General features: G+C 72.3%; 18 protein-coding genes and 2 pseudogenes. 11 read left to right on the forward strand and 9 right to left on the reverse strand.

Features of this window, described 5'->3' with window-relative positions; all coding sequences use genetic code 11:
• Positions 1-451: 451 nt before the first annotated feature.
• Positions 452-895 (forward strand): SsgA family sporulation/cell division regulator, encoded by a 444-nt coding sequence (locus tag AC3EUJ_RS13300; protein ID WP_431961342.1) that lies wholly within the window; start codon positions 452-454, stop codon positions 893-895.
• A 242-nt stretch (positions 896-1,137) separates the two neighbouring features.
• Here AC3EUJ_RS13300 and AC3EUJ_RS13305 read toward each other — a convergent pair whose 3' ends face one another.
• The gene (locus tag AC3EUJ_RS13305) at positions 1,138-1,428 is read right to left on the reverse strand and encodes a helix-turn-helix domain-containing protein (protein ID WP_431961343.1); all 291 of its coding nucleotides are present in this window, start codon (positions 1,426-1,428) and stop codon (positions 1,138-1,140) included.
• Here AC3EUJ_RS13305 and AC3EUJ_RS13310 point away from each other — a divergent pair.
• Positions 1,427-2,254 (forward strand): alpha/beta fold hydrolase, encoded by an 828-nt coding sequence (locus AC3EUJ_RS13310; protein ID WP_431961344.1) that lies wholly within the window; start codon positions 1,427-1,429, stop codon positions 2,252-2,254. The genes AC3EUJ_RS13305 and AC3EUJ_RS13310 overlap by 2 nt on opposite strands.
• A gap of 96 nt (positions 2,255-2,350) precedes the next feature.
• On the opposite strand, the gene AC3EUJ_RS13315 is transcribed toward AC3EUJ_RS13310, so the two are convergent.
• The 3 genes from AC3EUJ_RS13315 to AC3EUJ_RS13325 all read right to left on the reverse strand — a co-directional run bounded on the left by AC3EUJ_RS13315 (position 2,351) and on the right by AC3EUJ_RS13325 (position 5,846).
• Positions 2,351-2,896 carry a hypothetical protein gene (locus tag AC3EUJ_RS13315; protein WP_431961345.1) on the reverse strand — a complete coding sequence of 182 codons (546 nt, stop codon included), beginning with the start codon at positions 2,894-2,896 and terminating at the stop codon, positions 2,351-2,353.
• A 171-nt stretch (positions 2,897-3,067) separates the two neighbouring features.
• A complete protein-coding gene (locus AC3EUJ_RS13320) occupies positions 3,068-3,628 on the reverse strand; it encodes a hemerythrin domain-containing protein (RefSeq protein ID WP_431961346.1) in 561 nt (186 codons plus the stop codon).
• A gap of 100 nt (positions 3,629-3,728) precedes the next feature.
• Positions 3,729-5,846, reverse strand: coding sequence for a SpoIIE family protein phosphatase (locus AC3EUJ_RS13325; RefSeq protein ID WP_431961348.1), 2,118 nt, complete (start codon positions 5,844-5,846; stop codon positions 3,729-3,731).
• 272 nt (positions 5,847-6,118) lie between these two features.
• Between AC3EUJ_RS13325 and AC3EUJ_RS13330 the strand changes: the two genes are divergently transcribed.
• Positions 6,119-7,357, forward strand: coding sequence for a DUF6777 domain-containing protein (locus tag AC3EUJ_RS13330; protein ID WP_431961349.1), 1,239 nt, complete (start codon positions 6,119-6,121; stop codon positions 7,355-7,357).
• A gap of 36 nt (positions 7,358-7,393) precedes the next feature.
• Here the strand turns inward: AC3EUJ_RS13330 and AC3EUJ_RS13335 are convergent, their stop codons facing one another.
• On the reverse strand, positions 7,394-8,974 hold the full coding sequence (locus AC3EUJ_RS13335; protein WP_431961351.1) for a multicopper oxidase family protein: 1,581 nt from the start codon (positions 8,972-8,974) through the stop codon (positions 7,394-7,396).
• Positions 8,975-9,133: 159 nt separating this feature from the next.
• On the reverse strand, positions 9,134-9,415 hold the full coding sequence (locus tag AC3EUJ_RS13340) for a DUF3040 domain-containing protein (RefSeq protein ID WP_431961352.1): 282 nt from the start codon (positions 9,413-9,415) through the stop codon (positions 9,134-9,136).
• A 98-nt stretch (positions 9,416-9,513) separates the two neighbouring features.
• Between AC3EUJ_RS13340 and AC3EUJ_RS13345 the strand changes: the two are divergent.
• The 3 genes and pseudogenes from AC3EUJ_RS13345 to AC3EUJ_RS13355 all read left to right on the forward strand — a co-directional run.
• Positions 9,514-9,642 (forward strand): annotated as a pseudogene (locus tag AC3EUJ_RS13345) (response regulator); the annotation flags it as partial.
• A 40-nt stretch (positions 9,643-9,682) separates the two neighbouring features.
• Complete coding sequence (locus AC3EUJ_RS13350) at positions 9,683-9,916, forward strand: hypothetical protein (protein ID WP_431961412.1); 234 nt, start codon at positions 9,683-9,685, stop codon at positions 9,914-9,916.
• A gap of 41 nt (positions 9,917-9,957) precedes the next feature.
• Positions 9,958-10,080, forward strand: coding sequence for a response regulator transcription factor (locus tag AC3EUJ_RS13355; RefSeq protein WP_431961407.1), 123 nt, complete (start codon positions 9,958-9,960; stop codon positions 10,078-10,080).
• 12 nt (positions 10,081-10,092) lie between these two features.
• On the opposite strand, the gene AC3EUJ_RS13360 is transcribed toward AC3EUJ_RS13355, so the two are convergent.
• Entirely contained in the window at positions 10,093-10,659 is a 567-nt protein-coding gene (locus AC3EUJ_RS13360; RefSeq protein WP_431961353.1) for a type 1 glutamine amidotransferase domain-containing protein, read from the reverse strand.
• 245 nt (positions 10,660-10,904) lie between these two features.
• On the opposite strand from AC3EUJ_RS13360, the pseudogene AC3EUJ_RS13365 reads away from it, so the two are divergent.
• Both AC3EUJ_RS13365 and AC3EUJ_RS13370 read left to right on the forward strand, forming a co-directional pair.
• Positions 10,905-12,975: pseudogene (locus AC3EUJ_RS13365) on the forward strand (SpoIIE family protein phosphatase).
• A gap of 102 nt (positions 12,976-13,077) precedes the next feature.
• Positions 13,078-13,959, forward strand: coding sequence for a GNAT family N-acetyltransferase (locus AC3EUJ_RS13370; protein ID WP_431961354.1), 882 nt, complete (start codon positions 13,078-13,080; stop codon positions 13,957-13,959).
• Positions 13,960-14,412: 453 nt separating this feature from the next.
• Here the strand turns inward: AC3EUJ_RS13370 and AC3EUJ_RS13375 are convergent, their stop codons facing one another.
• Complete coding sequence (locus AC3EUJ_RS13375; RefSeq protein ID WP_431961408.1) at positions 14,413-15,774, reverse strand: glycoside hydrolase family 16 protein; 1,362 nt, start codon at positions 15,772-15,774, stop codon at positions 14,413-14,415.
• A gap of 624 nt (positions 15,775-16,398) precedes the next feature.
• Between AC3EUJ_RS13375 and AC3EUJ_RS13380 the strand changes: the two genes are divergently transcribed.
• The 3 genes from AC3EUJ_RS13380 to AC3EUJ_RS13390 all read left to right on the forward strand — a co-directional run bounded on the left by AC3EUJ_RS13380 (position 16,399) and on the right by AC3EUJ_RS13390 (position 19,403).
• Entirely contained in the window at positions 16,399-16,554 is a 156-nt protein-coding gene (locus tag AC3EUJ_RS13380) for a DUF6131 family protein (RefSeq protein WP_018557825.1), read from the forward strand.
• A gap of 161 nt (positions 16,555-16,715) precedes the next feature.
• The gene (locus tag AC3EUJ_RS13385; protein WP_431961355.1) at positions 16,716-17,921 is read left to right on the forward strand and encodes a cytochrome P450; all 1,206 of its coding nucleotides are present in this window, start codon (positions 16,716-16,718) and stop codon (positions 17,919-17,921) included.
• A gap of 375 nt (positions 17,922-18,296) precedes the next feature.
• A complete protein-coding gene (locus AC3EUJ_RS13390) occupies positions 18,297-19,403 on the forward strand; it encodes a type III polyketide synthase (protein ID WP_431961357.1) in 1,107 nt (368 codons plus the stop codon).
• Positions 19,404-19,567: 164 nt separating this feature from the next.
• Here AC3EUJ_RS13390 and AC3EUJ_RS13395 read toward each other — a convergent pair whose 3' ends face one another.
• Positions 19,568-20,476 (reverse strand): alpha/beta fold hydrolase, encoded by a 909-nt coding sequence (locus AC3EUJ_RS13395; RefSeq protein WP_431961358.1) that lies wholly within the window; start codon positions 20,474-20,476, stop codon positions 19,568-19,570.
• Positions 20,477-20,483: the final 7 nt, after the last annotated feature.

Consider the following 20,483-nt stretch of genomic DNA (forward strand, 5'->3'; position numbering starts at 1 on the left):
CCCGGGCGAACGGCCGTTTTCCTCGCCTGCCCTGCTCAGGAGCCCGCTCGGGGACGGGCGCTGGACGCGCCGACCACCTCGCCGCCCTCGGCTGGACCGCGGACGCCCCCGCCACCGTCCACGAGTCCCACACCCACGCGCGCAGCGCCGCCGACCCCGTCCTCACCTGGGACGGCCGCCGCCTGCACGCCTGCGTCCAACGGCGCCGGCGACGACGTGCCCGCGGCGCGGCCCCCATGTGGACCGCCGCCGGAGGCCGCGGCCAGGCACTGGGAGAACGCCGTCGCGGACCACTGCCACACCGGCACCTCGGCTTCACGCCGCCCGGCGGCGGGTGCGCCGAGCCTTCACGAAATCTTCCCCGCCATCCCGGCCCGGACCACGCGTCACGGGGCAAGCGCAGGGCAACGACCTGCGAACCCGGCCGAACCGGGACCACGAGGGGGCGTCCATGCGAGCACTCACGGAGCAAATGTCCCTGCGGCTGATCACCGGGACCCGGCGGGTCCTCGATCTGTCGGCGGACTGCCAGTACCGTCCCGACGACCCCTACGCCGTGCGGATGCGCTTCAGTCACGGCGACGGCACCGGCGAGGCGGATTGGGTGCTCTCCCGCGAGCTGCTGCTGTCCGGGCTCGCGGCCTCGGCCGGGGACGGCGACGTCCACGTCGAACCCGGCGACCACGCCCACACCCTGATCACCCTCGCCGGCCCCGGCGGCGCGGCCGTCCTGCAGGTCGCCACGGGTGCACTCGCGCGGTTCCTGGCCGCCACTGCGGAACTCGTCCCGCTTGGCACCGAGGGCAGCCGCATCGACTGGGACGCCTGCATCGCCGGGCTCCTCTCGGCCCGAGACCCTCGCGGGGGTTCGGACACCCCCATCGGGTTCGGGTAGGGCAACGCCCCGCACAGGCCCGCGCAGGCGCCGACAACACCGTGACTGACCAGGCGCTCCACGGCCTAGAGAGCGTGTCGTCGAATGAGCGCCGGCCGCCCGGAGGGCGGGCCCCGCGGTGTCTGGTGCGGTGCATCGCAAGGCGGAGAGTCGTCCTCGTAGTGGGCTACTCGGAGGATTCGACAACGCAGCCAGGTGCCGTGCCAGGCGCCGCGGGGCCGGCGGGCACTTGACGACACGCCTTAGGGGCCCATCGCCTCCCAGGGCCGCCCGGCGGCGCGGTCGGTGGCCTCCTCCAGCGCGCGATGGGCGTCCCGCCCGGCGGCGGTCGCGGCGCCGTCCGCGCCGAGCGGGCCCCGGCCGGCGAGACCCTGACCACCGTGGCCCGCGAAGCCGGCCCGCCGCTGGACGCCTCCGTCGCACCGGGCGGCCGAGCCCCTCCCTCCTCTCCCGGCCCGTCTCGACGCGCCGGGACACCGCCTCCGGATTACGGTTTGAGCAATGGGCCGACCCCCGGAAGGACTCAGGATCATGCCGTATGCAACAGCGAAGGACGGGACCCGGATCTTCTTCAAGGACTGGGGGACGGGCCGGCCGGTCGTCTTCTCCCACGGGTGGCCGCTGACCGCGGACGCCTGGGACCCGCAGATGAAGTGGATGGTGGACAATGGTTTCCGGGGTGTCGCCCACGACCGCCGTGGCGGCGGGCGTTCCGGTCAGCCGTGGGAGGGCAACGACCTCGACACCTACGCCGACGACCTGGCCGCCGTGATCGAGGAACTCGACCTGCGCGACGTCATCCTGGTCGGGCACTCGACCGGCGGTGGCGAGGTCACGCGCTACATGGGGCGGCACGGAACGGGCCGGGTCGCCAAGGCGGTGCTGCTCGCCGCCATCCCCCCGCTGATGCTGAAGACCGAGGCCAATCCCGAGGGCCTTCCGATCGAGGTCTTCGACGAGATCCGCGAGGGCGTGGCCAAGGACAGGTCCCAGTTCTACCGGGACCTCAGTGGCCCGTTCTACGGCGCGAACCGCGCCGGGTCGACCGTCAGCCAGGGCACCCGCGACGAGTTCTGGCTGTGGAGCATGTCGGTGGGCATCAAGGGTGCCTACGACTGCGTCAAGGCGTTCTCCGAGACCGACACCACCGAGGACCTCAAGAAGATCGACGTCCCGACGCTGATCGTGCACGGTGACGACGACCAGATCGTGCCCATCGTGGCCGCGGGCGCGAAGAGTTCGAAGCTGGTCAAGGGAGCGGTCTACAAGGTGTACGAGGGCGCCCCGCACGGGCTGGCGATGGTGCCCGAGTTCGCCGAACGGTTCAACGCCGACCTGCTGGAGTTCGCGCGCGGCTGAGCCGCCCGCGGGTCTTCACCACCGTGCCGCGCCCGGATACAGCGATTGCCGCTCCCGGTGCGCTGGCGAACGGGTCAGGCGCCGCGAAAGCGGTCGCTACGCCGGGAAGCTGTCGAGCGGCTCCGCAGCCAGTAGTGCCGCCAGTTCCGCGCGGTGCAGGCCCGCTATCGGGGCCACCAGGTCCGGGTGCCGGAGGAGGGTGGCCGCGGCGCGGTCGTGGGCGCGGGGGGCGGTGAGCCGGAGGGCGTCGCCCGCGAGGGAGGGGCCGTGCTCGGTGGCCGCTAGCGCCGTCACCGCGGAGGCGGCAAGACCGGGGTCGGAGAGCAGGCAGGCCGCCCAGCTCACGACGACCTCGTCCACCCAGGTCCGCCAGCCGTCCCCGGTGTCTGCGGCGTGCCCGCCGGCCTCTTCGGCGACCCCGGCGTCGGCGACCCACTCCAGCCGGTCGGCGCCGCCGGGCGGGAGCAGCCCGAGCAGGGCGGCGTCCACGGCCGTCGGGTAGCGCAGGGCCGCGGCGACCATGGCGGCCTGGCGGGCCTGCGCCTCGGCCAGGGCACGGCTGAGCGCTCCACCGGTCGCCGGATAGGCGGACAGCAGCCACCGGGTGGCGGCGGCGATGACCGACGAGAACTCACTGTGCATGCCGAACGAACCGTCCTCCGCGCGCGTGGGTGCCGCGCCCGTCCGGTGCGCGGCGCGCCCAGCGTACGCAAAACGGCGCTTTCGCGACATGAGCCGCATCACGTCCCGTCCCGCGGGGACCCGGCGCAGGGTCCCGGGGGGACAGGGACCCTGCGCCGCCGCTCCCCGAGCTCAGGACCGGCCGCGGCCGGTCACGAAGTCGCGGGCACGGTCGACGAGGCCCGCGCCCGGGGCGAGGATCTTGCTGGCGGGAGGGGTGTCCGGCGCGGCGGGGTGGGGACGGGTAGGGGCGAGGGACTTGGCGCGGCGCACCTTGTCGCCCAGGTCGTCGAGCGCCTCGGGCGAGCAGGCGCTGCTGAGCTCGGGGAAGAGCGTGCCCTCCTCGTCCTGGACGTGCGCGGTCACCTCGTCCATCAGCCGCATCAGCAAGGGGTGGAACCGGCCGTCGTTCGGTGGCAGCTGCTCCAGCTCCTTCAGCAGTTCCTCGGTCCTGGCGTGGTCCGCGAGCTCCTTGTCCGCGATACGGTCACCGCCCTCGACGTGCTCGCGGACGGCCGGGTAGAGGTACTGCTCCTCCGCCACCGAGTGCCGCACCAGCTCGATGGTCACCTCGTCCACCAGCTCCCGCAGCGCCGGGTCGCCGGTCGACATCGACTGCATGCGATCGAAGATCTCCTCGACCTCGCGGTGGTCGGCCAGCAGCTCAGCGATCACGTTTCCGCCGTGTCCCATTCCCTCACGCCTTTCCGTGCGGCAGTACGACCCGGGCGTGCGCCGGGGCCGAACCCCATGCATTCCACCCTGCCGGTGCCGAGCCCACCCGGGGGCGCGGTCACCACCCGCCCGGCGGCACCTGATCACAGGTGTTCCCACGGGCGGCGGTGCGGTCGGCGCGGGCGATCAGCAGGGCGACGTCGTCGTGGTCGTCGGCGCCCCGCAGCTCCCGCAGGAGCCGGTCGCAGGTCTCCTCCACCGAGGCGTCCGGCGTGCCGAGCAGCGACAGGAGCAGTTCCAGGCGCTCGTCGATCGGGTCGTCGCGGGTCTCCACGAGACCGTCGGTGTACAGCACCAGACGGTCGCCGGGCGCGAGCGTCACGCTGGTGCTCTCGAACGGGACGCCGCCGACGCCCAGCGGCGTCCCCGTGGGCAGGTCGAGCAGCTCCGGGGAGCCGTCGCCGCGCACCAGGACCGGCGGCAGGTGGCCGGCGGTCGCCAGATGGCACTTGGAGCTGCGCGCGTCGTACAGCGCGTACACGCAGGTCGCGATGTACGGGTCGAGGCCGTGTGTGATCTTGTCGAGGTGGCCCAGCACCTTGGCGGGGTCCAGGTCGAGCTCGGCCAGCGTCGAGGTCGCGGTGCGCAGCCGGCCCATGGTGGTGGCGGCTTCGATGCCGCTGCCCATGACGTCGCCGACGACGAGTGCGGTGCGGTCGTCGTCGAGCGGGATGACGTCGTACCAGTCGCCGCCGACCTGGCTCCTGGCCTGCGCGGGCCGGTAGCGGGCGGCGACCTCCAGGCCGGGGTGGTACGGCTGGGGCTCCGGGAGGAGGCTGCGCTGCAGGGTCTCGGCGATGTTGCGCACCTGCTGGTACCAGCGGGCGTTGTCGACGCACACGGCCGCACGCGCGGCCAGCTCGCACGCGAGGGTGAGGTCGTCCTCGTCGAAGGACGCGTGCGTACGGGCACGGCTCATGCCCAGCACACCCAGGACCTCGCCACGGGCGATGAGCGGGATCGCCATGCAGGAGTGCACGCCGGCGTCGGCGAGGAGCCGTGCCGACTCGGGATCGGGGGTGATGCGCTCCAGGTCGTGCTGACCGGCGTGGGCGATCAGGTGCGGGCGGAGCGTGCGCACGCACAGCGCCGAGAGGTGCTCGGCGTGGTAGGTGACCACGTCTCCCTGGGCGGGGGCGGCCCGGGCCGCGTCCGTCGGGTAGGCGGCCCTGACGGCGAGGGAGCGGAACACCGGCGGGTCCAGGGACGCGGCGGGGGCGCGCTGGTCCAGGACGCCGTCGAGGATGTCGACCGCCGCCAGGTCCGCCAGGTCGGGCACGACCACCTCGACCAGCTCCCGTACCGTGCGCTCCACCTCCAGGGCGGTGCCGATCCGGGCGGAGCCGTCGGCGATCATCGTCAGCCTGCGCCGGGCCCGGTCGGCCTCCGCGGCCGCGCGGTGCCGGTCGGTGACGTCGACGACGACCTCGGCGAGGCCCAGTACGTGGCCCCTGTGATCCTCCAGCCGGTAGAAGGACAGCGCCCAGGCGTGCTCGCTCCGCGGGGCGGAGGGGGTACGCGCGACGATGTACCGGTCGACCATCGGCTTCCCGGAGGTCAGTACCTGCCGCATCTCCGTCTCCACCGCCCGGTACTCCGCGCCGGGCAGGACGCTGCGGAACGGCCGCCCCAGGTGGTCCTGGACCGAGAGGCCGTGGGACCGCGCGAGCGCGGGATTGACGGTGAGGTAGCGCAGCGCGGTGTCCAGCACCGCGATGCCGATCGGCGACTGCGAGATCAGCCGTGTGCTCAGTGCGACCTCCTGCTCCACCTCGCGCAGGGTGGACTGGTCGGTGGCGAGCCCGAGGATGTAGTAGTCCCCGAGGCTGTCCATCAGCCGCATGTTGCGGAACTCCACCAGCAGCCGGGTGCCGTCCTTGCGGCGCACCGGGAAGGACCCCGCCCAGCTCTGGCCGGTCCTCATGATCTCGGAGAACAGCCGGACGACGAGCTTGCGGTGGGTGTCGTGGACGAGCAGGCGTGCGGCGTACTGGCCGACCGCCTCCTCCGCGGTGTAGCCGAACAGCTCCTCGGCCTGCGGGCTCCACATGTCCACCCGGCCGTCGCCCTCCAGGAGCACCGCGGCCACGCCCAGGAGGTCCAGCAACCCGCTCGGGCCCGTCGCGACCCCGTCCAGCCGCTCCGGGCCGGTCGTGTACCGATCCGTGTCGCTCATGGTGGGCGCCTCTTCCGCCTGCCGTTCCGGCCGGTCGGTCCGCCGTCCCCGCTCGCCCTTGCCGGCGGGATTCCATGGTCCCCCGGAAGAGGCGGCCGCGCACCCCTCCCGGGGCTGCCGCGGAGACCGCGCACGCCTGCCGTCCCCGGCACACGTCGGCTTGCGGGGACTGTGAGGGGGGCGCACACAATGGTCAGCAGGTGGGGCTTGCGAAGCGGCCGGCGGAGCCGTCCGGCCGGGGTGACGGTGCGGGACGAGTGGAGGAAAGCCCTGTGAGCGTTCTACCGCCCTCGCTCGCCCGCCCCGAGGGCCCGCCCGCGGGCCCGCTGTCCGGACCGGACGGCACGGACGAGTCGCGGCCCCCCAGCAAGGACTCGTCCGGACCGCGGCGCCGGACGCCGACGGTCGTCGTGGGCTCGCCGCCGCCACCTGGCGGACCGCCGGACGGCGGCGGAGGCGGCGGGGGAGACGGCGGCGGGGACGGCGGAGGCCACGAACGGCCCTGGTGGCGCTCGGTGCCGAAGGTGGCCGCGCTCACCGCCGTCGTGGTGGCCGCGGTGGCACTGGCCGTGGTGTTCACCCGGCCCGGAGGGGTCTCGGGCGGGAAGCCGGGTGAGTTGTTCCTGCAGACGGCGGGCAGCGCGGGACCGAACCCGTTCACGCGGTCGACGGCCGAGGAGACCGCCGTTCCCTCCGCGACACCGGCCCTGCCGACCCCGTCGACGACGGGCGGCACCGTGCGGCAGGTCTACAGCGGCGGCATGCCCGGTCTGTACGGCGGTACGCGTGACGCCGCGAGCTGCGACGTGGAGAAGCAGATCAGCGCCCTGTCGTCGGACCCCTCGAAGAACAAGGCGTTCGCCAGGGTGCTGGGCCTCGCGCCCTCCGGCGTCCCGGCGTACCTGAGGGATCTGACCCCGCTCCAGCTGCGCGCGGACACCCGGGTCACCAACCACGGCTACCGCGGCGGCCGGCCCACCGCCTTCCAGTCGGTCCTGCAGGCCGGGACCGCGGTCCTGGTGGACGACCGGGGCCTGCCCCGGGTGCGCTGTGCCTGCGGAAATCCGCTGACCCGGCCGGTCGAGCAGAAGGACGGCGCCACGACCGTCGGCCACGCGTGGCCCGGTTACCAGCCGTCGAGGACCGTGGTGGTGGCCCCGGCGTCCGAGCCGGTGAAGAAGTTCGTGGTCCGCGACGCGGACACCGGCGAGTGGTTCACCCGGAACAGTGGTGACGGCAAGGCCTCCGGGGATCAGCGGACGACGCCCCCGGAGAACGCGCCGCCCGGCAGCCCGTCCGGGTCGCCGCGGGGCGGCTCACCGGCCGCCCCGGAGGAGGGCCCCTCCACGCCGGCGGGTGAACCGGGCGGGACCGCCCCGCAGTCCCCGCCGCCCGGCACCGGACCCGCCCCGCAGAGCCCGGCCCCCGGCACCCCCGGACCACCGGGAGGCGAGAGTCCCCCGCCCGGCGGTACGGCCCCCGGACAGCCGTCCGGCCCGGCCGCGTCGTAGTGACGCCGCGCCGGACCGGAGCTGGGCCGCCGTGCCTCAGTGCGTGGTGAAGTCGGCCATCATCGCCATGTCCTCGTGCTCGAGGTTGTGGCAGTGGATCATGAAGTTGCCCGTGTAGTCGGTGAAGCGGACCGCCACCTCCACGGTCTCGCCCGGCCCCGTCGCCACCGTGTCCTTCCAGCCCGCGTCGTACGCGCCCGGCTTCTTGCCGTTGCGGGACAGCACCCGGAAGGCGTCCAGGTGCACGTGCACGGAATGGAAGAACACCGAGGTGAACTTCCAGATCTCGACCTTGCCGAGCCTCACGTCGGCGAGTGAGCGGCCGGGCTTGTACGGGAAACCGTTGATCGTCCAGCCGTCGCGCGAGTGCCGGAAGGCGAAGGTCCGGTGCGCCACGGCCTTGCGGGGGTCCAGGACGGTGGCCGGGTAGCGCGACAGCCGCTTGGGGATGTGGGTGTCGTCGTGCGGCTTCCGGGAGGACGGCGAGACGTCGAAGCGCATGACTCGCGCGGTGCTGCCGCTGCCGAACCGGTTGACCAGGCGCACCTTGGTGCCGGGCCGGTAGCGGGCGAAGTCCACGATGACGTCGAAGCGTTCGGCGGGGGCGATGCGCAGGCTGTCGTGGGCCAGCGGGCTGCCCAGCAGTCCGCCGTCGCTGCCGATCTGGAGCAGGCCCTTGCCGCCCGGCGGCGGCGGGTCCAGCTCCAGGCGGAAGTCCCGGACGTTGCAGCCGTTGAGCAGGCGCAGCCGGTAGCGCTGCCGCCTGACCCGGTGCACGGGCCAGGGGGCGCCGTTGACCAGGATGACGTCGCCCATCACGCCGAAGTGGTGCGCGTGCACGACGCCCGGCTTGCGCATGCCCGGGTCGACGGCGGGGTACATCAGCGCCCCGTTCTCGGCGAACGCCCGGTCAGCGAGCAGCAGCGGGATGTCGCGGGAGCCGCGCGGCAGGTCGAGCCCGTCCTCCTCGTCGTCGGTCACCAGGTGGAACCCGGCCATTCCGCGGTACACCGCCGGGCCCGTGTAGCCCATGCGGTGGTCGTGGTACCAGAGCGTCGCCGCGCGCTGCAGCATCGGATAGGTGTAGTTGCGCTGGCCGTGACTGAGCTTGCCGTGTGAGTCGTGCATCTCCGGCATGCCCGCCATCGCGTCGGCGTACGACATGCGGCTGCCGACCGGCATCGTCAGGTCGATCGGGTAGCCGTCGCTGTCCTCGGGGGTGTGGCCGCCGTGCAGGTGGACCACGGTCGGCTGGGGGAGTTCGTTGCGGTGCGTGACGACAGCGCGGCGCCCCGAGCGGGAGACGAGCGTGGGACCGGGGAAAAGACCGTCGAAGGTCCAGCAGTTGGTGCGCAGTCCCGGGAGGATCTCCAGTTCAGCGACGCGCTGGGTCAGGTAGTAGTAGTCGGTCGTCGCGGTCCGCAGGGCGGGCTCGAGGACCGGCGGGACCGGCAGGGGTACCTGGTACGGGCGGGGGAGCCGGGCCTCGCTCCGCAGGACCCCACCCGGTGGTACATCGGCCAGCGGTGTGCCCGCCCAAGCCCTGCTCGCCGCACCCACCCCGACGACGGCCGCCCCCGCGGCGAGAAAACGGCGCCTGCCGATGCCTTCGATCACGTAGGGCTCCCAATTGTGACGATTTGCGCAATTTTTCGGTCGGCGACACAATAGCCCGCCCGAGCCGTGCGCAACGGCGCCACACGCGGGCCCCGCGAACAACCTTCGGAGCTGCGCGACACCCGTCCATCCCCGGATCCCCCCGCCCCGCGCCCCGAATCACACCCGCCGGCGACCCCGCCCGACAGTGTCGTGCCGGGGGTCCAGGACGCCCGCTCCGATGCCGTCCAGGACCAGTCCGGCCGCCATCAGCAACCCTTGTGGCAGCATGATGCCGATCAAGATCCAGGCGAGCGCCACGACCAGCAGGAGCCGGCCCAGCCTCCGCCGGTACTCCCGCGGCGCGCACGGACGCCCGGTCCGCAACCCCTCGGCGAAGCAGGGGTCGGTACGCCGGATCTCCGCCTCGATGTCCTCGATGGCCTTGTGCGGGCGCGGCATGGTGTCCTCCTCCCGGTGTCGGGTGGGCCCTGTTCCTCCACCGTCGCCCGCGCCCGCCTGCGGAACCATCGGGGCCGGCACCCAATGGCGAACCCGACCTGACCGCCGTCGCCGAGGCCGGCGACGGCGCCCAAGCCGTCGCCAGGGCCCGCGAGGCGCAGGTCGACCTGGCCGTCCTGGACATCGCGATGCCCCGCATGACCGGCCTGCAGGCCGCCCCGCGAACTGAGCAGGCTCCGCCCCGGCCTGCGCATCCTCATCCTGACGATGTACGACAACGAGCAGTACTTCTTCGAGGCCCTCAAGACCGGGGCCGGCGGCTACGTCCTGAAGTCCGTCGCGGACCGCGACCTGGTCGAGGCCTGCCGGGCCGCCGTGCGCGACGAACCCTTCATCTACCCCGGCGCCGTCACCACCCTGATCCGCAACTACCTCGAACGCGCCCGCCAGGGCGAGCCCCTGCCCGTCCGCGCCGTCACCGAACGCGAGGAGGAATCCTGAAGCTCGTCGCCGAGGGCCACACGTCCCAGGAGATCGCCGACGTGCTCTTCATCAGCGTCAAGACCGTCGAACGCCACCGCGCCAACCTCCTGCAGAAGCTCGGTCTGCGCGACCGCCTGGAACTCACGCGCTACGCGATCCGGGCCGGCCTCATCGAGCCCTGACGGCGACCGCGCTCAGGAGCCGACCAGGAGCTTGTCGACCTCGCCCAGGAAGGCGTCCAGGTCCTGGGGCGTGCGCGAGGTGACCAGCGGGTACCCGGCGGAGGCGTCGCGCACCACGGGTTCGTCGACCCAGGACGCGGCGCCCGCGTTGAGCAAGTCGGTCCGCACCGAGGCGTACGAGGTCAGCGTCTTGCCCTTCACGACTCCCGCCTCGGCCAGCGCCCACGGGCCGTGGCAGATCGCCGCGATCGGGCGTCCGGACGAGGCGAACGCCCGCACGACGTCCATCGCCTTCCCCTGGAGGCGGAGGTTGTCGGCGTTGACCGTGCCGCCGGGGATGAGGAGCAGATCGAAACCGGCCGGGTCCACCTCGTCGAGGGTGGTGTCCGGTTCCACGACCTTGCCGGGATCCTTGTCCCCGACCAGGGTCTGTACGGCGTCGTGCCGCGTCGCTGCGACGGTGACGTCGGCGCCCCTGTCACGGAGGTGCTCGACGGGGACGACCAGCTCGTCCTGCTCGACCCCGTAGTTGGTGACGACCGCCAGGACGCGGCGGCCGCCCGGGAACTCTGCGGCCATGGCGCTTTCCCCTCTTCCAGGTCTTCTGAGCCTTCTGTGCTGTTCTCGGCTCTTCTCGTCTCTTCTCTTCTCTTCTCTTCTCGTGCGACAGGGGCGCCTGCCCGGGAGCGGGCCCGGGAAACGTGGTCACCCCGGCGGCACGGGCGGCGGCCACGGGCAGGACTCGCTCGCCGGAGCCGGGGTAGGCGGACGTACGGAGAGCGAGGAAGAGATCGGCGAAGGGGCGGGCGAAGAGGGAGCCTGCGATGAGCGAAGCGCGGCCGCCGCTCGGCGCCGATCAGCTCGAGGCCAGGGCACTGGGCCCCAGCGGACTCATGGACCTCCTGGGGGTCGCCGCGGTCCTGCTCGAGTCGGACGGGCGCATCGACATGTGGAGCCCGCAGGCGGAGCAACTGTTCGGCTACACCGCGGGCGAGGCGGTCGGGCAGTACGCGGCGCCGCTGCTCGTCCGGCCCCAGGACCGTGACGACGCCATGAGGCTGTTCGCGGAGGTGCTGGAGACCGGTCGCAGCTGGTCGGGAGCGTTTCCCGTGCGCCACAAGGACGGCAGCACCCGACTGGCGGAGTTCCGCAATGTCCGCCTCACGGACAGCCGCGGCCGCGTCTACGCCCTGGGCATAGCCACCGACCGGCCTGTGCTGCAGCGCCTGGAACGCGGCCTCGCCCTCTCCTTCCGGCTGGTCTCCCAGTCCCCGATCGGGCTCGGGGTGCTCGACACGGACCTGCGCTACCTCTCCGTCAACCCCGCCCTGGCCGAAATGCACGGCATGACCGAGGGCGAGCACGTCGGCCGCCCCTTCCGGGAAGTGCTCCCCGGCGCCAGGTTCCGCATGGCGGAGGACGCGCTCCGGCAGGTCCTGCGGACCGGCACACCGATCGTCGACCGGTACGTCGTCGGCCGGACGCCCGCGGATCCCGGCACCGACCACGCCTGGTCGATGTCCTACTTCCGGCTGGAGGACCGGAACGGGCACGTCCTGGGCGTCGCCACCTCCGTGGTGGACGTCACCGACCGGCACCGCTCGGCGCAGGAGGCCGACCGCGCCCGGCAGCGCCTCGCCGTGATCGCCGACAGCTCGGCTCGCATCGGCATGTCCCTGGAGGTCGAGGACACCGCCCGGGAACTCGCCGACGTCGTCGTCCCCGAACTGGCCGACTTCGCCGCGGTCGACGTCCTCGACTCCGCGCTGCGCGACGACGGCGGCGAGCCCGGCCACGACCGCCCCCGCTTCCGAGCGCTCACCACCAAGTGCAGCGAGGCCGGTGTCGCCGCCGGTGCCTTCGGCGGGCCCGGCCGCCTCGTCTCCTACGGCCCCGAACACCTGGCCGCACGGTGCCTGGACACCGGCCGCCCCGGCCTGATCACCCACGCCGACGAGCGCAGCCTGGTGCGAATCGCCCGCGACCCCGACGCCGCCCCGCTGCTGGCCCGGGCGGGCGTCCACACGGCCATGGCGGTCCCGCTCATCGCCCGCGGCCGCATCCTCGGCGTCCTCGGCCTCGCCCGCGCCCGCATCCCCCAGCCCTTCGACGAGGACGACCAGACCCTCGCCTGCGAACTGGCCTCCCGTGCCGCGGTGTCCATCGACAACGCCCGCCTCCACCAGCAGCTCCGCAGCACCGCCGAGACCCTCCAGCGCAGCCTCCTGCCGCAACTCCCGCCCGCCCACCCCCGCCTCGAACTCGCCGCCCGCTACTGCGCCGCGCAGGCCAGCAGCGAGGTGGGCGGCGACTGGTACGACGTCATCCCCTTCGACGACGGCAGGGTCGCCCTCGTCATCGGCGACGTCATGGGCAGCGGTGTCCCCGCCGCCACCACCATGGGACGCCTGCGCACCGCCACCTCCACCCTCGCCGGTCTCGACCTCGACCCGGCCCAGGTCCTCGGCCACCTCGACCGGATCACCCACGGTCTCGACCCCTACATCGCGACCTGCGTCTACGCCGTCCACGACCACCGCCGCGGCGTCTGCCACCTCGCCGGCGCGGGCCACCTCCCCCCGGTCGTGGTGCGCGCCGGCAAGGGCCCCGAACTGCTCGAACTGCCCACCGGCACCCCCCCTGGGCGTCGGCGGCGTGCCCTTCGAGAGCACCACCGTCGACCTCGTCCCGGGGGACCGCCTCGTCCTCTACACCGACGGTCTGGTCGAGACCCGCGACCACGCCATCGACGAGCGCCTCGACGACCTGCTGCGCCTCCTGGACGCCCCCGACGAGCCGGTCGAGGAAACCTGCGACCGCCTCCTCGCCGCGCTCCGACACCCCGCCGACCGCGACGACGTCGCCCTGCTCATCGCCCGCCCCAGGGATACGTGACGGCCTGTGCCCGGCCGCGGGTCGAACCTTCACCACGCCACTGAACCGCCCGCCGGGGAAACCGGATGCGCGAGGGCGGTGTGGTGGTGTGTCATCGGGGGCATGGCGATTGTCTTGGGCAGGCCGGAAGTTGACGGGCTGGGCCGGGTCTTGGACGTGCTGCGGGAGTGGCAGTACGACGGGGCGCCGATGCAACTGCATCCGGGCGACCTGGGCTGGTTCTGGCGGTTCGGTGCGGAGGCGACGGCCGCGGCGGTGCGGACATGGGGGCGGGGCGGACGGATTCTCGCCGTCGGGCTGCTGGACGGCCCCGGGCTGTTGCGCCTGACGATCGCGCCCGACGCCCAGCGGGACGAGGAGCTGGCGCGGCAGCTGGCTGACGACGTGGCCGATCCGGAGCGCGGCGTACTGCCACCCGGGAAGGTGTATGTCGAGGCGCCGATAGCCGCGCTGGTGCAGGATGTGCTGTCCGCGGACGGCTGGAACACCGACGAGCCGTGGACGCCGCTGCGCCGCGACCTCACGGAGCCGGTGGAGGACCCAGGCGTGCGGATCGAGGCGATCGGGCCGGAGCAGGCGCACGTGCGGGCCGCCGTCCAGCGTGCCTCGTTCGACGGGTCGACGTTCACCGACGAGCGCTGGCACGCGATGGCGGCCGGGTCCCCGTACGCCGACGCCCGTTGCCTGGTCGCGTACGACGACCGGGGCGACGCGGTGGCGGCGGTGACGGTGTGGTCGGCCGGCCCGCAGAAGCCCGGGCTGCTCGAGCCGATGGGCGTGCACAGGGAACACCGCGGCAACGGCTACGGCAAGGCGATCACCGTCGCCGCGGCGGCCGCACTCCGGGAACTGGGCTCGTCGAGCGCGATCGTCTGCACCCCGAGCTCCAATGCCGGAGCCGTCGCCACCTACACGTCGGCCGGCTTCCGGCCACGCCCCGAGGTCCGGGACCGACGCCGGGACGCCCGGACGGTCCCGGGGTAGTCGGGCTTCCGCCCGGCCATGCGCCGCATGGTGTGGATCACGAAGGGATGGCCGCGGCGGACACGATCAGTCGACCGCCGGCCCTCAGCACGCGCCGGAGTCGGCGAGCAGTGGGACGGAGCCGCGCAGTCGTCGAGGACCTGGCGGCCGGTCACGTTTCCGGCGAAGGCCAGGCCCTGGCTGAGCAAGATCTTGGTCCGTGCCGAGAGACGGACAACCCCCCGCGCGCCGAGAATCTCCGCGGATCCAGGAGGCGAGTGCGACGACCAGCACGAGGGGCGTCGGAAAAGATCCACGTGAGGAGAGCATGCCGACACCCCGCGGCGTCGGCCAGGTGCCGACCGCGACCACCCCTCGGGGATTGGTCGGCGGGGGCGGGGCTTGACAACCGGGAGGTGCCGCCCGCGGCGGCCGGGCCAGGGGTCGGCCGGGGCGCCGCGGGCGGTGGGGGTGTCAGGTGGTGCTGAAGGTGAACCAGTTGACGTTCACGAAGTCGGCCGGCTGGCCGCTGGTGAAGGTCAGATACACGTCGTGTTTGCCGGTGACGCCCGAGATGTTGGCGGGGATGGTCGTCCAGCTCTGCCAGCCGCCGGTGTTGGCGACGGAGAAGCTGCCGATCGGGGCGTTGCTCCGGCTGTCCAGCCGGACCTCGACCAGGCCGCTGACGCCTCCGGCGGCCCCGGAGGCGACCCGGGCCTTGAACTGGCGGGCCGTGGTCGTCCCGAAGTCGACACCGGAGTACAGTGCCCAGTCGCCGTTCGCGAGCGACGCGAGGTTCTTGCCGCCGCCGCTGTCCGTCGTGGTCTCCACGGTGGTGCCGGACTGCTGCGTGTACGACTCGGCCTGGAGGGTGCCGTACGCGCTGCCGGTGTCCCCGGTCGGTGGGGGGTCCGTCGGGGGCTGCGTGCCGCCACCGCCGGAGCTGTAGACGGCGACGTAGTCGACCAGCATCGGTACGCCCGAGACGGTGGAGGCCGTCGGGGTCTTGTAGCCGGCCACGGGGTCGGGGAAGGCCCCGCCCATGGCGACGTTCAGCAGGATGAAGTGGCCGTGGCCCGTGGCGGCGTTCCAGGTGGCGGCGTCCATCTGGCCCGCGTTCACCGAGTGGAACTGGACCCCGTCGACGTACCAGCGCAGTTGCTGGGGGCTGACGCCGCGGTCCCACTCGAAGGCGTAGGTGTGGAAGTTGCCCTGGCAGGCGCTGCCGGGGCAGGCACGGGTGGCGCCGAGGCCGATGGTCTCGTTGCAGGGGCCACCCGGGTTGGTGCCGCAGTGCAGGGTGCCCCAGACCTGGTTGACGCCGTTCACGTTCTCCATCAGGTCGAACTCGCCGATGGAGGGCCAGTTCCAGTAGTTGCCCCGGTACGGCGCGCCCAGCGTCCAGAACGCCGGCCAGTAGCCCGCCGCGGCCGCGCCGGTGACGTTCGGCATCTGGATGCGGGACTCGATGCGGAGCTTGCCCCCCGACGGGGGCTCGAAGTCGCTGCGGCGGGTCTCGACGCGCCCGGAGGTCCAGTTCCCCGCGGAATCCCGGATCGGGGTGATGCGCAGGTTGCCCGAGCCGTCCTGGCGGAGGTTGGCGGTGTCGGAGGTGTAGGTCTGCACCTCGCCGGTGCCCCAGTTGGCGGCGCCGCCGGGGTAGCTGGTACCGGTGTCGATGATCCAGTTGTCTGCGGACGGGAGGGTGTTGGCGGCTTCGCTGAAGTCGTCGCTCCAGACGGTGGTCCAGCCGGACGGCGGCGGGGGGACGGCGGCCCTGGCCGAGCCGAGCAGGCCCAGGCAGAGCGCGGTCACGGTGGCTGCGGCGGCCACCATCAGGGTGAGCGGTCTGGCGGCGTACCGCCTGCCGGTGGTCGTACGCGCGGACACGGGTGTGATGCCTCCTCGGGATCGGTGCCGGGGAAGGTGCGATTCGGTGGTGAGAGCGCTCTCATACGGCGGGAACACCTTCTCGCCAGGGCGAACCGCGGTCAATACATGGAGCAGAAGAAGTCGCGCGCGGTTTCCTGCCTTCACTGCTTGGAGGCTGCCCCGGCTGCCGCGGCCGGTGCGTACAGAGCCGTAACCGTTAAGTAGACGTTGTTTCCTTGGGGTTGTGGCGCCTCGCGCCGAGGCCAGAGCATCCCGTCGACGCCGTTCGCGCTGTTGAGAGCGCTCTCATCCGGAGCCCGGCGACCGGCCGACTCCACTCCGGCCGAATCCCGCGGTCATGAACCGCGAGGACCTGGGTAGCCGATCCGTGTACGAATGGGGGTGAACGCGAATGCCGGCGGGTTCGCGCCGCAGGTAGGAACAGCCGGCGACGTCGACGGCCGGTCCCGTCGGAGCGGGGCCCCGCGTCACCGCGCATCACGCGGCCGACGCCCCGGGGTCCGCGCCGGTGGTGCCACCGGCCCGGGACGCGCAACGGCGACCAGGGCCGTGCAAGGGAGTTACATCATGATCATCCTCGGTATCATCCTGCTCATCATCGGATTCCTCACCGGAATCTCCATCCTGTGGACCCTGGGAGTCATCCTCGTGGTCATCGGCCTCGTGCTCTGGGTGCTGGGTGCCATGGGGCACGCCGTCGCGGGGCGCCGCCACTACTACTGACGGCCGGTGGGACCGAGCACGCGCCGCGCCCTGTTCCCGGGGGCGCGGCGCCCTCGTGGGGCGCGGTTCGCCCGGATGGGCTGCCTGCGGTGGTCACCGGCGCGCGCTGGGGATTGGTTGTGATATGTCCCCCCGACGCCCAGGTGCACTGGAGTATTCGCATGGAATCCGGTTCCTCCGCGCACAACTGCCCCTTCGACTTCGCCGAAGCCCTCGAATTCGACCCGCAGCTCAAGTACTTCATGGAGAACGAGCAGATCTCCCGCATCAAGCTGCCGCACGGCGAGGGCGAGGCCTGGCTCGTCACACGGTACGAGGACGTGCGAACGGTGACGACCGACCGGCGTTTCAGCCGTGCCGCCGTCGTCGGCAAGGACTTCCCGCGCATGACGCCGGAGCCGATCGTCCAGGACGAGGCCATCAACGTGATGGACCCGCCGGACAGCAGCCGGCTGCGCTCGCTGGTCTCCAAGGGCTTCACCCCCCGGAACGTCGAGCACATGCGTCCCAGCATCGAGCGGGTCGTCGGCGAACTCCTCGACGGCATGGAGGAGAGCGGCTCGCCGGCCGATCTCGTGGAGCACCTCGCGGCGCCGCTCCCGCTGGCCGCCATCTGCGAGGTGCTCGACATCCCCGATGAGGACAGCTGGGAGCTGCGCGGCCACGCCCGCACCATGATGGACTTCAGCCCCGACAACCGGGACAACGCCGTCCGCTCCAAGGCCTACCTGCGGGAGTACTTCACGAAGCTCACCGCGCAGCGGCGAGCCCACCCGGGCGACGACCTGGTCAGCGTGCTGGCCACGGCCCGTGACGGCGACGAGATCCTCAACGACAAGGAACTCGCCGTCATGGCCATGGTCCTGCTCATCACGGGCCAGGACACCACGTCGAACGAGATCGGCAACATGGCCTTCACCCTGCTCACCCGCCCGCGCGAGCTGGCCTTGCTGCGCGAGCAGCCGGACCGCATCCCGCAGGCCATCGAGGAGATGCTGCGCTACATCCCGTTCCGCAAGGGCGTCGGCATCCCGCGGATCGCCACCGAGGACGTGGAGATGGGTGGCGTGCTGATCCGGGCCGGTGACGTCGTCCACGTCTCCTACCTGACCGCGAACCGCGACCCCGAGAAGTTCGACCGCCCCGACGAGCTGGACCTGGACCGGACCGGCACGCCCCACATGACCTTCGGCTGGGGCGGCCACCACTGCCTCGGCGCGCCGCTGGCGACCATGGAGCTCCAGGTGGCCTTCAGGGAGCTGCTGCGCCGCTTCCCGGACCTGAGGCTGGCCAAGCCGGCCGACGAGGTCCGGTGGAGCGCCACGTCGATCTGGCGCTACCCGGTGGCCCTGCACGTCGCCTGGTGACCTGTCCGGCCCGGTTCCGTCCGGTCCCGCCCCGGCCCCGCACCCCTTCGGGTGCGGGGCCGGTTCCGTACCGTTCTCCCTCGTGGCGGCGGGTGCGGGCCGCTCCGACATGCGAAATCCGCCCAAGTGACGTACGTTTTCCTGGTGGAAGCAAATCTGAACAGGCCATGATTCCACCGCGACGACAGCCGGTCCCCCTTTGTGAACCGACTTTTGCCGGGACCTCCTGAAAGTCGCCGCCCCTTGGGCGCGCAGATGAAATGCGCCCGTACCCCCTACCGCATTTTCGTGACAGGTACGGGCCTGCTCCGGAAATCCCGGAGCAGCGCACCACAGGGACCATAGCCCGCCGAGGGGCAGGAAATGGAGCCACCCATGGCTGTTCTGTGCAAGCCGGTGATTTCGGTACCCGACAACGTTATCACCTGCGAACAAACGCTTGAGCTGGCACGACGGCTGCACAAGGACCACCCGCAACTCGACCTGACCCTCAAGCTCATCGAGCACACGGGCGTTCAGAAGCGGCACCTGATCCAGCCGATCGAAGAGGTGCTCAAACATCCGGGCTTCGACGTACGCAGCCAGATCTATGAGGCGGAGTCGAAGGCAAGGGTACCGGCCGTCATACGGCAGGCCCTCGACCAGGCCGAGTTGGAGCCCGAGGACATCGACCTCATCGTGTACGTATCGTGCACGGGCTTCATGATGCCGTCGCTGACCGCGTGGCTCATCAACAAGATGGGCTTCCGTCACGACACCCGTCAGCTGCCGATCGCGCAGCTCGGATGCGCGGCGGGAGGCGCGGCCATCAACCGCGCCCACGACTTCTGCACGGCGTACCCCGAGGCCAACGCCCTCATCGTGGCATGCGAGTTCTGCTCGCTGTGCTACCAACCCACGGACCTCAGCGTCGGAACGCTGCTGTCCAACGGGCTGTTCGGCGACGGCATCGCCGCCGCCGTCGTCCGGGGCAGCGGCGGCACCGGGATGCGGCTGGAGCGCAACGCCTCCTACCTCATCCCGAACACCGAGGAGTGGATCTCCTACGCGGTGCGCCAGACCGGCTTCCACTTCCAGCTCGACAAGCGCGTGCCCGGCACCATGGAGCCCCTGGCCCCGGTGCTGCGCCAGGTCGCCGAGGACCACGCGTGGAACGCCGCCAAGCTGGACTTCTACATCATCCACGCCGGCGGCCCCCGGATCCTGGACGACCTGTGCCGCTTCCTCGGCGTCCCCCCGGAGTCGTTCCGCTTCAGCCGGGCCACGCTGACCGAGTACGGCAACATCGCGAGCGCCGTCGTCCTCGACGCCCTGTACCGGATGTTCGAGGAGGGCTCCGCCCTGGACGGGCACCGAGGTCTGCTGGCCGGCTTCGGGCCGGGCATCACCGCGGAGATGGTCCTCGGGACGTGGGTCACCAACGGGCTCGACGCCACGATGACGCCCCAGCACTCCTACGGGGAGTACGACGTCATCACCTGAACCGCGGCCCGGGTGACCCGGTGACGGTCCGGGCCGGCGGTGACCGGGGACGCCACGGCGTCTCCGTCACCGGCCGGCCCGGGCCCCGCCGGCCGGGCGAGCCCCATCAGCCTTGCGACGCGGCAGCCACGCGCCCCCCGCGTCGCTCTCGTTCCGCCGGACCGTCAGGCGGGGACCACCCGCTCCCGGGCGGTCACGAAGCCCACGACCGCCTCCGCGAAGCGCCCGGGCTCCTCGAGGTGGCCGAAGTGCCCGCTGTTCTCCAGGACCACGAGTTCAGATTGGGGGATCAGCTCGTGCAGTTCACCGGCCCACCGCATCCCGCAGATCACGTCGTACCGGCCGGCAACGACCAGCGCCGGCACGGTGAGAGCCCCCAGCTGCCCCCGGTCGTCGATGGCATCGGGGACGAGGTGCTCATCCAGTCCCGAGATGTGCGTACCCGCCACCGCGGCGCGCAGCGGCGCGAACTCCTCCTCCCTGCCCCAGTAGTCGGCGAAGTACGCGGGCAGCAGCCCCTTGAGGGCGGCCGTCATCTCCACGTCGTCGGAGATCGCGGACACCCCCTGGAGGGCCCCCAGGACCTCCGGCAGACCGGGGTGGCCCGCGTGCCGGGCGGCGAACTCCTGGACCATGCGCATCGCCTCGGCGCCGTGCTCGGGGCCGGTGACCGGCGCGCTGTCGTAGAGGACGATGCCGGCGACGCGCGCGGGCCGGCGCAGTGCGTGGTACTGGACGACGAAGCCGCCGTGCGAGTGCCCCATGAGGTGCACGCGCGGGGTGCCCAGGTGGTCGACGAGTGCGTCCAGGAACCGGCTGTAGCGCTCACGGGTGTAGCCGTGGGGGTGCGAGGGGAGCCGGCCCGAGCCACCGGTGCCGACCGGCTCCGGGTAGACGACCGTGAGGTGCCGCTCGACCTCGGGCATGCGCAGGTACTCCCAGAAGACGCCCGGCCCGCCGGAGTGCGCGATGCACACCGGGCCGGTGCCGTGGACATGGTAGCGCTGGACCACTCCGTCCACCTCGAAGGTATGGGTGCCGGGGGACAGGGGGTCGGTCAGAGGGGTGGGCATCGGTACT

This window comes from Actinacidiphila sp. bgisy160 (assembly GCF_057707815.1).